12 protein-coding genes are annotated in these 13,678 nt (G+C 51.0%); 7 read left to right on the forward strand and 5 right to left on the reverse strand.

Annotated elements, in window-relative coordinates; translation table 11 throughout:
• Window positions 1-126: 126 nt before the first annotated feature.
• From ASL14_RS09915 to ASL14_RS09930, 4 genes are all read left to right on the forward strand, one after another.
• Window positions 127-420, forward strand: a complete 294-nt coding sequence (locus tag ASL14_RS09915; RefSeq protein WP_134911458.1) for an MTH1187 family thiamine-binding protein — start codon at window positions 127-129, stop codon at window positions 418-420.
• Window positions 417-1,193, forward strand: coding sequence for an ABC transporter permease (locus ASL14_RS09920; protein WP_134911459.1), 777 nt, complete (start codon window positions 417-419; stop codon window positions 1,191-1,193). The genes ASL14_RS09915 and ASL14_RS09920 overlap by 4 nt, the downstream gene beginning before the upstream one ends.
• Before the next feature lie 63 nt (window positions 1,194-1,256).
• Window positions 1,257-2,213, forward strand: a complete 957-nt coding sequence (locus tag ASL14_RS09925; RefSeq protein WP_134911460.1) for an ABC transporter ATP-binding protein — start codon at window positions 1,257-1,259, stop codon at window positions 2,211-2,213.
• A complete protein-coding gene (locus tag ASL14_RS09930) occupies window positions 2,210-3,058 on the forward strand; it encodes a TatD family hydrolase (protein WP_134911461.1) in 849 nt (282 codons plus the stop codon). The genes ASL14_RS09925 and ASL14_RS09930 overlap by 4 nt, the downstream gene beginning before the upstream one ends.
• A 182-nt stretch (window positions 3,059-3,240) precedes the next feature.
• On the opposite strand, the gene nfsA is transcribed toward ASL14_RS09930, so the two are convergent.
• From nfsA to ASL14_RS09955, 5 genes are all read right to left on the reverse strand, one after another.
• Entirely contained in the window at window positions 3,241-3,984 is a 744-nt protein-coding gene (gene nfsA / locus ASL14_RS09935; protein ID WP_134911462.1) for an oxygen-insensitive NADPH nitroreductase, read from the reverse strand.
• A gap of 291 nt (window positions 3,985-4,275) precedes the next feature.
• The gene (locus tag ASL14_RS09940; protein ID WP_134911463.1) at window positions 4,276-6,732 is read right to left on the reverse strand and encodes a heavy metal translocating P-type ATPase; all 2,457 of its coding nucleotides are present in this window, start codon (window positions 6,730-6,732) and stop codon (window positions 4,276-4,278) included.
• A gap of 114 nt (window positions 6,733-6,846) precedes the next feature.
• Window positions 6,847-7,047 carry a copper ion binding protein gene (locus ASL14_RS09945; protein ID WP_025683234.1) on the reverse strand — a complete coding sequence of 67 codons (201 nt, stop codon included), beginning with the start codon at window positions 7,045-7,047 and terminating at the stop codon, window positions 6,847-6,849.
• Window positions 7,048-7,105: 58 nt separating this feature from the next.
• Entirely contained in the window at window positions 7,106-7,456 is a 351-nt protein-coding gene (locus ASL14_RS09950) for a metal-sensitive transcriptional regulator (RefSeq protein WP_044646242.1), read from the reverse strand.
• Between the two features lie 115 nt (window positions 7,457-7,571).
• Window positions 7,572-8,801, reverse strand: a complete 1,230-nt coding sequence (locus ASL14_RS09955) for a multidrug effflux MFS transporter (RefSeq protein ID WP_134911464.1) — start codon at window positions 8,799-8,801, stop codon at window positions 7,572-7,574.
• 202 nt (window positions 8,802-9,003) lie between these two features.
• Between ASL14_RS09955 and ASL14_RS09960 the strand changes: the two genes are divergently transcribed.
• From ASL14_RS09960 to ASL14_RS09970, 3 genes are all read left to right on the forward strand, one after another.
• Window positions 9,004-9,597, forward strand: a complete 594-nt coding sequence (locus ASL14_RS09960) for a DUF5317 domain-containing protein (protein WP_134911465.1) — start codon at window positions 9,004-9,006, stop codon at window positions 9,595-9,597.
• A 283-nt stretch (window positions 9,598-9,880) separates the two neighbouring features.
• Window positions 9,881-11,731, forward strand: coding sequence for a bifunctional diguanylate cyclase/phosphohydrolase (locus ASL14_RS09965; protein WP_134911466.1), 1,851 nt, complete (start codon window positions 9,881-9,883; stop codon window positions 11,729-11,731).
• Window positions 11,732-11,957: 226 nt separating this feature from the next.
• Entirely contained in the window at window positions 11,958-13,676 is a 1,719-nt protein-coding gene (locus ASL14_RS09970) for a copper resistance CopC/CopD family protein (protein ID WP_134911467.1), read from the forward strand.
• Window positions 13,677-13,678 lie beyond the last annotated feature (2 nt).

Genomic DNA, 13,678 nt, shown 5'->3' on the forward strand with positions numbered 1-13,678 from the left:
TTTAAACTATTCAAAGAATCCCACGGCAACAGCGATCGTAAGATCAAATGAAACGCGAAGCGGTCTCCCCCCTTAAACCACCATATTTCCCTAAAAACACTCCAAATAAAGGACAGGTGAATTCACATGGCTAACACACTGCTCAGTATTCAAGTGATTCCTAAAACCCCCAATAACGAGGACTCTTACGCATATGTAGATAAGGCGATTGAAGTTATTCAGCGCTCTGGTGTCAAACATCAGGTGAACCCATTGGACACAACCATGGAAGGTGAGCTGGATGAGCTGCTGAAAGTGGTTAAGGACATGCACGAGGCACTGACAGAAGCGGGCAGTCCAAGTGTCATTTCACAGATCAAAATCGCACATAACCCGCAGGGTATCAGCATGGATAAGCTGACCGAGAAATATCGCCCATGAACCCGAAAGGCAAAAACGCATCCTGGTGGAAAAGCGTATGGCCGCCCCTTGTGGCGGTCCTCTTCTTTTTAGCGGCCTGGCAGGGAGCGGTTTCCTATTGGCATGTGGAATCATGGATACTGCCTGCTCCGTCCCTGATCGTGCAGGAAGGAATGGCCCAATCGGTGCTGATTAGCGCACATACCTGGGCTACCGTTCGCTTAACGCTGGCAGGATTTGCTATCGGTACAGCGACAGGGCTATTGATCGCTATCGTTCTTCATACCATCCCTTTTCTCAAATCGGCTCTGTACCCGCTGCTCATTCTTAGTCAAAACATTCCGACCATCGCTCTCGGTCCGTTGCTGATGGTGTGGTTTGGTTTTGGCGTTTTGCCCAAGCTGATGGTGATTACACTGGTCTGCTTTTTCCCCGTGGCTGTAGCGGCCATGGACGGGCTGACACGGACGGACCGCACGATGATGAGCTATATGCGCATGTCGGGCGCAGGCCGCATGGCTATTTTTATGAAGCTGGAGTTACCACATTCCCTGCCGCAAGTATTTTCGGGCATCAAGATTGCCGCCACCTACAGCGTGATGGGCGCAATCATTGCTGAATGGATCGGAGCCAGTGAAGGAATTGGATATTATATGAATCTGCAAAAATCAGCCTACCGTACGGATCTGATTTTTGCCGCCATTGGCATCATTGTTACACTCAGTTTGCTAATGTTCGTAGCTATTCTACTGCTGGAAAAATGGCTGGTACGCTGGAAACCCGATCAGGAATAGCTTCCAAATGATATGACCAGCATACGCTGGAAACCCATGATACCAAAGAAAGGACGTGTGCGTATGAGTCTGCATCCGACTGACTTATCACCGCAAAATATGGCTGATGAACAACAAGTCCAAGGGACCGTGGAACAGCAGGAGCGTTCCTCCACTCCTCCAGCTCTGGAACTGGACGGCATCAGCCTGGCCTTCCGTGAAAAGCGAAGCTCACTGCCTGTATTGAAGGATGTATCCTTGACCGTCAAACCCGGGGAATTCGTCTCCCTGATCGGTCCGTCCGGCAGCGGCAAAAGTACGTTGTTTCACATCATCGGCGGGCTGCTCAAGCCCCAGCAAGGACACATCCGTATGCACGGACAGGACGTGACCGGTGAGCGTGGGCATATCAGCTATATGCCGCAGCAGCCCGCGCTTTTTCCGTGGCGTACCACGCTGGACAATGTGCTGCTCGGGCAGGAAAACGCGCCGCGGAAAGATACAGCGGCGCAGCCCCGGCACGCCAGCGAACGCGAACGCCGTGAGGATGCCCTGCGATGGCTGGAGCAGGTCGGGCTTGGCCCATTCGCAAAGGCATATCCGCATACGCTCTCTGGCGGCATGCAGCAGCGGGCGGCTTTCCTGCGTGCGCTACTCAGTCCGCAAGAGCTGATGCTGCTGGATGAGCCGTTCAGCGCACTGGATGCGCTGACGCGTGGAGACATGCAGCAATGGCTCCTGCGGATGTGGGAAAAGAACCGCCGCTCCGTGCTGTTCATTACCCACAGCATTGAGGAAGCGTTGCTGCTCTCCGACCGCATCTACGTACTGTCGGCACGACCCGCTTCGGTGATACATGTCGTAGACGTTCCCTTCCCCCGTCCTCGCAGGGAAGAAATCACCCTCGACCCGCGCTTTATCGAATGGAAGCGGAAAATGACAGGCTGGATGCGCGAGGAAAAGCACAGACTGGAAGGCGACACGGGCAACCCTGAAGGCGTCCGTGAGGATGCTTCAGGTGACGAGGTAAAGCCGTTATGAATGACTTGAAGAACATGAAACTGGACATGAGAACACCATCGGCAGCACCCGCGCCGCTCATCGACGCGCATATTCATGTGGATAGCTATCCGCCTGAGCAGCAGGAGCTATTGCTCGCTTCGCTTGCTGATAGCAGCGTCGAAGCCGTCATAGCCGTGTCCATGCAACTTGCCTCCAGCCGGGCCAATTTGCGTTTGTCTGAGCGTTTTCCCGGGCTGGTACGACCCGCCTTTGGCTTTCATCCCGAACAACCTCTTCCATCACAAGCTGAGCTTGATCTGTTGTTCGACTGGATGGACAAGCATGTAGAGCATATGGTTGCCGTAGGCGAAGTCGGCTTGCCCTACTATAATCGGCTGGAAGCCTTGGAGAGAGGCGTTTCCTTTGACCTTGCTCCTTACATAGAACTGCTGGAACGTTTTGTCCGATTTGCGGGAAAACATAACAAGCCGATTGTGCTGCATGCTGTTTACGAGGACGCGGACATTGCCTGCGATTTACTGGAACGCCACGGCGTCACACAGGCGCATTTCCATTGGTTTAAAGGCTCTGCCGCCACGACTGAACGCATGGCCCGTAACGGCTATTATGTCTCCCTCACACCGGATCTCTTGTATGAGGACGAAATCCGAAATTTGGCAACACAGTATCCATCCGGTCAGGTGATGGCGGAAACGGACGGCCCTTGGCCCTTTGAAGGGCCTTTTGCCGGACAACAGACCCATCCGTGCATGACCGCCGAAGTCATTCGGGCGTACAGCAAGCTGACAGGTCAAAATGAAACTGTCGTTCGGCAATTATTTTATGACAATACGAGACGCTTTTACGCACTTTCTTCTTTATAAAGTCATATCAGCTATTCCCTGAAAAGATAAGATATACGAGCCAGCTTACAACAAAAGCAAAGAACCTCCTATTACGCGGACTTCATCATGCGCAAAAAGGAGGTTCTTTGTATTTTTCAAACATACCTACGGCTTTATGCCATTTATATGTTGCTGCGTTATTTTTATCGCCTACCCAACCTTTATTGCTTCAAAAATCCCTTTTGCTCCAAAAAAGACTTCATCTGCAAACGTGTAGGCTCGGTCAGTCTTGCTGCCATCTGCTCTGACCATGGGGTAGACCGCTGGCCACCTGTGCGTTCCTTCAAATATTCAGCCGATGTGTGATCATACAGATCCACAGCTTTCATCGTCTGATTTTTGTCGTAGCCGTTCATATGCAAAACACCGGACAGTGGAAGACGTGGACGTAAGCCCTCTTCCTGATCCGGTACACCAATACACATACCGAACACCGGATATACCAGCTCAGGCAATCCCAACAGCTCGGATACCTCGGCTATTTTTGTACGGATACCCCCGATGTAGACAATGCCCAAACCGAGCGATTCGGCGGCTACCGCTGCATTCTGTGCAGCTAACGCGGCATCAATGGTCGCAACCGTGTAATTTTCGACGGAACCTTCATAGGAGGACTTGCCCGGTTGATGATGAACCGTGACCTGCTTCAAGCGGTACAAATCTGCACACCACACGAGGAACGCCGGGCATTGCTCAACGTAAGCCTGACCACCTGCCAACTCAGCCAGCTTTGTTTTCAAAGAAGGCTCTGTAACGGCAATGACGGTATAAGCCTGTACATTGCTGGACGAGGAAGCCATCTGGCCTGCTGCCACAATAGCAGCGAGCTGCTCGTCAGTAACGGCATCTGACTTGAATTTTCGTACAGACCGATGATTCATCAACAAGGAAATCGTATCATTCATGACTGCTTCACTCCTAATCCATAATATAAGCTTTTTATCTGTGTCAAACTGTGCATATACGAAGAGGTTTCTGCATGTTTGCATGGCACTACTACAAGTATTATGAAACTTTCGGGAATGATAAGCAACCCGACAGGATGAAGGGTGACAGCATTGATAAAAAAAGCTGAACATAGCAAAAAAGGCAAGCACCCAGGAGATTAAATCCCTGCGTACTTGCCTGATGAACAACTGATCACGCTTTATCGTGATGTCTGCTGTTCGTATCCCGTCTCTGGTAAACAAATCGGATTACAGCTTCACCCGTTGGAGACGCAGTGCATTCAGCACAACCGAAACAGAGCTAAATGCCATGGCCGCTCCCGCAAGCCACGGGGCAAGGAAGCCCAATGCTGCAATCGGGATGCCAATCACGTTATAACCTAACGCCCAAAACAGATTTTGCCGTATATTCGTCATCGTGCGGCGGCTCATTTCGATCGCATCGGGAATGCTGTTCAGGTTGCCGCGCATGAGCGTAATATCCGCAGCTTCCATCGCCACATCCGTACCTGTGCCCATGGCCATCCCGATATTAGCGGTAGCCAGCGCGGGCGCATCATTAATGCCATCCCCGACCATAGCTACGATCAGACCCTGCTCCTGAAGGCGTTTTACTTCTTCCGCCTTGCCCTCTGGCAACACTTCAGCCAGCACCCGATCAATTCCGGCCTCGGCAGCCACAGCCTGCGCGGTCCGTTCATTGTCACCCGTAATCATGATGACCTCAATGTTCATTGCACGCAGACGGGCAACCGCCTCCCGTGACGTTTCCTTGATCGTATCCGCCACGGCTACCAGTCCAGCATAGGAACCGTCTACCGCAATCAGCATTGCTGTTTTGCCCGCGTTCTCCAGCTCATGCATATGCTGCTCAGCCGATTCGCCGACCGTGATGCCCTCACGACTCATCAGCCGACGTGTACCTGCCAGCACTTGCTTGCCTTCCACATGAGCCTTCACGCCATAGCCCGGAATATTTTCAAAATCTGTCGGCTCCACTAGCTCAATGCCGCGATCCGCAATGCCCCTTACAATGGCTTCCGCCAGTGGATGCTCCGAGCTTTTTTCCGCCGCAGCCAACAACCGCAGCAAATCCGTTTCGCCCAAGCTCCCTTCTCCGACCACAACATCCGTCAGCTCAGGCTTGCCGTTTGTGACCGTGCCCGTTTTGTCCAGCACCACGGCATTGACCGAACGAGTCATCTCCAGATGCTCGCCGCCCTTGAACAGAATGCCGTATTCAGCGGCGCGTCCCGATCCCGCCATGATAGACGTTGGCGTAGCCAATCCGAGCGCACAAGGGCAAGCAATGACAAGCACCGCAATCATTTTCTCCAGGGAGCCTGCAAAATCAGCCGGAGTCACAAGGAAAAACCAGACGATAAAGGCCAATGCAGCTATAGCTACAACGATTGGAACAAATATTCCTGATATTTGGTCAGCAATCCGCTGAATCGGAGCCTTGGAATTTTGCGCATCTTCCACGACCTTAATAATACGTGCTAACGCCGTATCTCCACCGACACGCTCAGCCTGGATACGAAGCACACCGTTTTTATTGAGCGTAGCTCCTGTGACCACAGAACCCGCCTCTTTTTCCACCGGAAGGCTTTCGCCACTCAGCATGGATTCATCCACCGCCGAGCGTCCGTCCACCACCACACCGTCTACAGGGATTTTCTCGCCGGGACGTACAATAAAAATGTCCTTCACGCGAACCTGCTCAATCGGTATATCAAGCTCTTGCCCATCACGTACTACACGCGCTGTCGTCGCCTGAAGACTCATGAGACTCTTGATCGCCTCGGACGAACGGCCCTTGGCTACTGCCTCAAACCATTTACCGACGAGAATAAGCGTAATCAGAACCGCGCTTGTTTCATAGTACAGTTCAGGCATTTTCATAACAGCCATACCGCCCATGCCATCCATCACGGTCGACGGACGCAAGGTGAGATAGAGGCTGTAAAAATAAGCCGAAGACGTGCCCAGAGCAACCAATACATCCATATTGGAACTGCCATTGCGCAGCGCCTTGTATGCTCCTACGTAAAACTGCCAACCAATCACAAACTGTATCGGCGTAGCCAGTGCGAACTGGAACCAAGGGTTCAAAAACAAGCTCGGTACATACATCCATGAGGTAAATGAAAAATGAGTGACCATCGCCCATAACAGCGGAAGTGACAGTACCGCAGATACGATCCACTTCCATTTTTTACGATTCAAATCCTTGCTGCGCACGTCTGCGATGTTATCCTCGGCACTCTGCGGGATGGCTCCATAGCCAAGCTGCTCAATCTTGCTCACCAGATCACTGACCGCAATACTCCCCGCCGCATATTCCACATGCGCTGTTTCCATCGCCAAATTCACCGTAGCGCCCGTCACACCCGGCATCCGGTTCAGACCCTTTTCAATCCGGGTCGCGCAGGCTGCGCATGTCATGCCCGTCACATTCAGATTGGCTTCCTCACTCACGGTTCCAAAGCCAAGCGAAGCAATTTTATCACGAAAATCCGGAATGTCGGCCTGCTTCGGATCATACGATATCGACGCCTGCTCCAGAGCCAGATTCACATTAGCCTGCGCCACGCCGTCTATTCGATTCAATCCCTTTTCAATACGGCTGGCACAGGCAGCACAGGACATCCCTGTAATATGAAGCGTTGTCTGCTTGTCACCGTCGGTCACACGGTTTTCCATGGTTACTCTCCTCCTACATACCCCCATGGGGTATATTCATGTTCAAAAGAAAAAGCCTCTTCATGGAAGCTTTTCCTTTAAAACGAATTTTTTTACACGCTACATATCCTTAACTTAAACGACGTCGTAGCCTTGGTCCTCGATTGCGGTTTTCAGAGCTTCAACGTTCAGCTTGGACTCATCGTATTCTACAGCCACTTGTTTCGCTTCAAGACTGACCTTGCCGGAAGCGCCGACTTTCTCCAAAGCTCCTTCTACTGCTTTCACGCAATGATTGCAGCTCATGCCCTCTACGTTCAACGTTACTTGTGCCATTTCTGTTTCCTCCTCCGGGGTACTTTATGTACCCGATTTATGTGTATGGGTATTGCTCTTAACGGATCAGCTTCTTGACCGTAACCAGCAGCTCGTCGATCACTTCCGGCTCTCCGGCCTGCATGCGCTCAATGACACAGCTTTTCATATGCCCTTCCAGCAGCAGCTTGCCGACACCATTCAGGGCGGACTGAACAGCCGCAATCTGGTTCAGCACATCGTCACAATAGGTATCCTTCTCGATCAAGCCCTTGATTCCCCGAACCTGACCTTCAATACGGTTCAACCGGGATGTAAGACTGTTCTTGAATTCCGCCGAGTGATGGCTTTTTCTGATGGTCTTTTCCCCTTCTGCTCCGCAATGAGCCTCATGGACTTCAGCGTTGGAAACAGGTTGCTCTTCAGCCATACATCAGCCTCCTGTGTTGTGTTATGCATTCATGCATTGTTAATATACTCCTAGCATAATATACCCCCACGGGGTATGTCAACCTTCCGGAAAAATGTCACCTGTTCGCCTTATTTCAAGCTTTCGTGCGCGCTTCCTTGGCAAGTACCATAAAGCTTAACAACGCACCAACTTCCGCTATAGCGATGACGATAGCCATTGGTATAGGCGTTGTTCCACTGCCCAGACCCACCAGCGGCGAAGCGATAGAGCCAAGCAACAGAGGCAGCAAGCCGAGCATGGCGGACGCACTGCCTGCGGAGCGCTGCTGGCTTTGCATCGCGAGTGAGGTGGTGGTTGTACTCACGATCCCGACACAGGATACAACAAAGAACAGCGGAACTAGAACAGCAAATAGTTGACCACCGGTAAAGGCCACCGTAAGCAGGCTAATTCCCGCTACAGCCGCAATCAACAACCCCGACAAGAGCAACTGCCGTTCGCTGAAACGGCCGACAAGCCTCCCGGTCAATTGGGAAAACAGTACAATCCCCAAACCATTCACCGCGAAAATAATACTGTATGTCTGAGGTGAAACCCCGAAAATATCCTGAAGCACGAACGGCGAGCCAGCGATGTACGCAAACATGGCTCCTGTAATGAGCGCCTGCGAGAAGGCGTATCCCATAAAGCGCCGATCCGTAAAAAGATGACCGAGTGTACGAAGCGTCTGCTTCAAACCACCCGATGAACGGCGGCTGACAGGCAGTGTTTCCGGTAGCCCCAACACGACGGCAATTAACATAGCCACCCCGACTACGCAAAGCACCATAAACACACCACGCCAGGATACAAAATTCAACAGAACACCGCCCAGCACAGGAGCAGCAATCGGAGCCACACCGTTCACCAGCATGAGCAGTGAAAAGAAGCGCGTCAGCTCTCTGCCCGAATATAGATCACGCGCAACGGCTCTGGAGATAACGATCCCCGCAGACCCAGTAAGACCCTGAATAAAGCGTAGCCCGATAAGCACGCCGATATTCGGCGCAAACACACATAACAGCGAAGCAGCGGCGTACAGGACAAGCGATACGACCAGCGGCCCTCTACGTCCTCTTACATCACTCAGCGGACCCGCAACGATCTGCCCGACTGCCAGACCCAACAGACAGGCGGTCAGACTGAGCTGGGCCAGCGAAGTCGTTGTATGCAAATTGTTGGCTAATGTAGGCAATGACGGCAAATACATATCTATGGACAAGGGTCCGAAAGCGCTCAACGCTCCCAGAACAAAGGCAATCCATAAAATCCGGGATTTGGTCATATCTGCGGCAACCATTACCGTATTGGAAAACCGGTTCATAATAACAATCATCCTTTTCTGAAAATATGAAATATCACTTCAACATATTATGATAACATTCATTTTACGCTGCTTCGATCATTTACACGCTAATCCGCAATTTTTTTTCGAAACTGCTACATATCAGGCAGGAATTTACCAATTTAAGGTCGAATCATACCTTAACCAAAACAAAAAAATTTGCGAAAGCTGGAGAATAACTATGGTCTATGATGGAGTGCTGCTTGGTCTCATTGTAGGTCTGTTCAGAGGGGGCTGGCGACAGGGTTTAATCCGTTTCAGCCAAATACACCTCATAGCTGGCTGGATGTTCCCTGTGCTGCTGCTGGTGCAGTTCATTATTTTTTATGCTCAGGAAAAATGGGCTTGGCTCGCGTCCATCAACGGGTATCTGTTTATGGGCATCTATGCGGTTGGATTGATTTTTCTCTGGTTGAACAGGCACCACAAGGGATTCAAGCTTATTTTAATCGGAGTCCTGTTGAATTTTGTCGTCATGGCGGTAAATGGCGGCAGGATGCCGGTCTCGTTGAGCGCTTCTGAGGTACTAGGCCCCTATTATACAGATATGCTTAAATCTGGAAGTGTTATCTCGAAGCATTACATGATGGATACGACTACGCGTTTATCTTTTTTGGGTGATATTATTCCACTCTCCAAGCCCTATCCCCGTACGCAGGTGATCAGTATTGGAGATGTCGTCATGAACTTTGGGATGTTTCTGTTTATTCAAAGTGTCATGGTCGTGAACAAGAAGAAGACCACCCAACAAGAAACCCATCCCCGCCACGCCTAGTGTGCGCCTTATTCCAAGGAAGGGAGTGAACCCTATGAAAAATTTGAAATATTCCCGTGTGATTATCAACGCTATTATCGTCGCTTCTGTCGTAATCGCTTTGACTTCCGGTTACAAAATCGGAGGCTAATTACCGATAAGGAAAAGGGAAGCACAGGCTCAACAAAACAGGCTGGATTCCGGCCTGTTTTTTCATGTGAAATTTTCGATTACAAAATTGTAAATTATCCCATTTACCCCCTGGTAGCTTTGACATCAAGATACGACAAGGCAGGAGAATGAAATGATGAGTATAATAAAAAAGCTGCAAGAACGGGTTAGCGCGACGGGATTATACGTTTTTCTCATATGTATGGCAGGCTTGACCGTCCTCTTGTATACGAACCATTGGTCCTTTATGCATTATTCGCCTACAGAGTGGGTCACGATCTACTCCCTGTTGGGAGCAGTTCTGATTTTGGAGCATTTTACCTTCCAGCTGCCGCCAGCCAGTAACAAGCAATCGATGGATTCCTCCGTGTATCTCGCTTGTATTTTTGTACATGGCACTGAAATCGCTATTCTCATTTTATTGCTCAATGTACTCATTGCCGCAATCCGGTATAGAGAACTGTCCTGGTGGAAGCATGCCGCCAATTTTTCCATCTATGCGCTTTCAATTTTCCTGTCTTCTACCGTCTTTGGGCTAAGCGGCGGAACGCAGGGGGGCTTGAACGAAGAGCATTTTACTTCCTACCTGCTGGCGCTGTTCTGCTACTTTGCGGTGAATACCGTTACACTGGGTCTCTACTTTTATATTGCTTACAAAGGCTCTCTCAATGAGCTAAAAAAGGCTTTTCTCGCTGAATCCCTGCTTGTTTACTTATGCACACTCATCCTGTCTCTCGTACTGACCACACTGATTTATCATAACGGTATTTTGGGGCTTCTGTTGTTCCTTGCGCTAAGTATGCTTCTATCCCACGCGTTCAAGCAGTTGTTTACGATGTATCGGGAAATTGAAGAAAAAGCCAACATGGACCGCAGAACAGGGCTGTACAATCACAGTTATTTTGAAAATGCACTCGAAACCGAGCTGAATATAGCCAGAACCCAGAATACCCCCCTCAGCCTTGCCCTTATTGATATTGATGATTTTAAAAAATACAACGATCACTTCGGTCACCTGAGAGGCGATCAACTGTTGGGATTCCTCGGAGAGACTCTCAAAAAGGAAACTTCCGGCTCCAATATTATCGTATCCCGCTATGGCGGAGAGGAGTTCACTCTGCTTATGCCCGACTATACCGCGGAGCAAGCTTACGAAATAGTCAATGCCATCCGAAAAAGGCTGAATGATTCCCGCTACGAGGGCGTCGAAATCTTTCCGCATGGCTGCTTGTCCTTCTCCGCAGGTATTGTGCAGAGCCGCGTCGACATCTATGACAGATCACAATTGGTCGATCTGGCAGATAAAGCCTTGTATTACGCCAAAAAGCAGGGGAAAAATATCGTTCATACACACGGTAGCCTGAATGAGGTGGAACGCGAAGTCGATCTCGGACAGGATATTCGTGATATTGAGCAGCAACTTAATTTGTTTTTGTACAAGGATATTAATACCTTCAAGCATTCCAAGCGAGTGTTCAAGTACGCAGTAGACATGAGCGAAGCGCTTCAGCTCGGACAGGAAGACAAGCGGTGCTTTATACTAGGTGCCCTCATTCATGACATCGGAAAGCTGGAAATCCCCTGGAATATTCTGAATAAAAAAGAGAAGCTGACCGACGAGGAATGGAGGATGGTGAAAGCGCATGTCACTTGGGGCAGAAGAATTGTAGAGGCCAACGAGCGGTTCATGGATCTGGTTCCTTTTGTGGAGCTTCATCATGAACGCTATGACGGAGGCGGCTATCCATTCGGCTTCAAGGGTGAGCAAATTCCCCGGCTGTGCCGGATGCTGACGATTATTGACTCCTTCGATGCCATGACCACCGAACGTCCCTACCAACCCACCAAAACGTTTGATGAGGCCATTAAGGAACTGCGTGACTGCTCTGGTAGCCAATTCGATCCGGAGCTAACGGCTATTTTTATCCACTATGTCCAGCATAAGCAGCCCGCTTTCATGGATTCCATAGAAGCAGACCACTAATTCCCATAGGCTTGCCCCTTTACCCCTACCGTTAAAATCGTCCAGATTTCAACAACGGCAGGGGTTTTCATATTATTTCAAATTTCATATAAATGTCATAATTCGCTTCATCTATTCCTGCCAAATGCACTATGATTAAAGGTATGAATGTAGATTTGACCGTATGAGATGTCACACTTTGGGACATCCTCGCTTCAAGTAATCGAGAGAAGGTGAATTCACGGGCATGTTGCACCTGTTAAGACCAGCCCGCGCGGCTTGTCTTCTGCTGCTGTGTCTACCGTTACTTTTACTGTTTCCTCACTTATCATGGGCTCATGCATTTATCGTTGAATCCAGTCCGACTGAAAATCAGGTTTTGGACAAGCCGCCTTCCCAGGTAAAAATCACCTTCAATGAGAATTTGCAGTCTGCTTTTATGTCGATGAAAGTGACCGATGAAACAGGAAAACGGGTCGATACAGGTAAAGCGCGGCTTAATCCTGAACATGAAGACACGATGGAAATCAAGCTGATTTCGGGGATGAAAAGTGGAATTTACACCGTCAATTGGAGAGCCCTATCGGCGGACGGACATCCGGTCAATGGAGTGATTCCATTTCAAGTCGGCAGCGGTTCCAATGCGTATACGGATCCGGTTGCCGCCTCCGAAGGCTCGGGAGCTTCGCGGCCTGACTTAATCGCTACCCGCTGGTTGCTGTATATTGGACAGTCGCTGCTTTTGGGAGCACTCTGTTTCCGACTGTTCATCCTACCGGGTGTGAATCGAAGTCGAGAAGCGAGTGAACAGCAGGAGCTTGATAAACGGGCCTCCATCCCATTACCCCGCTGGACCCCGCTGCTGTGGAGTGGCTATGGCATAACGTCTGTTTCCATCCTGATTAGCCTGCCGCTTCAGGCATCCTGGGATGCAGGAGTTTCCATAGGGGAGGGCTTTTCGCTTTCAATTCTTGGAGAAGCCCTTCAGTTCACAGGCGCAGGGCAAATCTGGTTCATCCAGATGATTCTCGTGCTGCTCCTGAGCGTTGCGCTGATTTACGCGCTGGATCACAGCATCTCTGACCGCCAGCGCCGTCTCTGGGGTTATGGCTCCGTCGTCATGACGTTGGGCCTTATGCTGTCCAAGGCCTTCACGGGCCATCCGGCGGCGGCGGCCCATCCGGCTCCAGCCATCGCGGCGGACTTCGTCCATCTGGCGGCGGCAGCCTTTTGGGTTGGCTCACTTGCCGTCATGGCAGTGTGCCTGCCTGTTGCCGGGCGAGAACTGCCCGAGTCTGAGCGGGCAGTTCTGCGGCAAGCGGCCCTGCGCCGCTTTGCCGGCTGGGGCATTGCCATGGTGGCGGCGCTGCTCGCCACCGGCATTTATGGAGCCGTGCTGTACGTCCCGGCTCCCTCCATGCTGCTGAACACGTCCTACGGACTCGTTCTGCTCGGAAAAGCAGCGCTGCTGCTGGTCATGCTGGCCTTCGCGGCCAGCCAATTCCGCAGCGCCCGGCAAGCGGCGGCAGCCAAGCGTGCCATCGGCGGCTTGCGCATCGAGCTGTCCGTTGGCCTGCTCGTGATGCTGTTGGCGGCGGTGCTTACCCACCTTTCGCCGGGTCAGGCACCTGCGGTACCGTTTGAGGAAACCCGCACCGCAGGCGAATACAGCATCTCGCTGGCGGTTAGCCCGAATACTGTGGACAGCAATGAATTTAAGGTAACCGTAAGGGATGCCAAGGGAGGTACCGTTCAGGGCATCCAACAGGTCACACTGACACTCGTCCCGGCAGACCCTGACAAAGCCCGGCAGGAATTTGTTCTCCCTGCACAACAACAGCAGCCATTCCTAACTCAGGAGCTGCTGACCGCCGAAGGAACATGGGCTGTACAGGTACATGCTCTGACCGCATCATTGGATGCAATTGACGCTGAATTTACTCTGCATGTAGGCGGAAAAAGATAATC

Origin of the sequence: Paenibacillus sp. IHB B 3084, from assembly GCF_001447315.1 — a bacterium.
Classification (GTDB): Bacteria; Bacillota; Bacilli; order Paenibacillales; family Paenibacillaceae; genus Paenibacillus.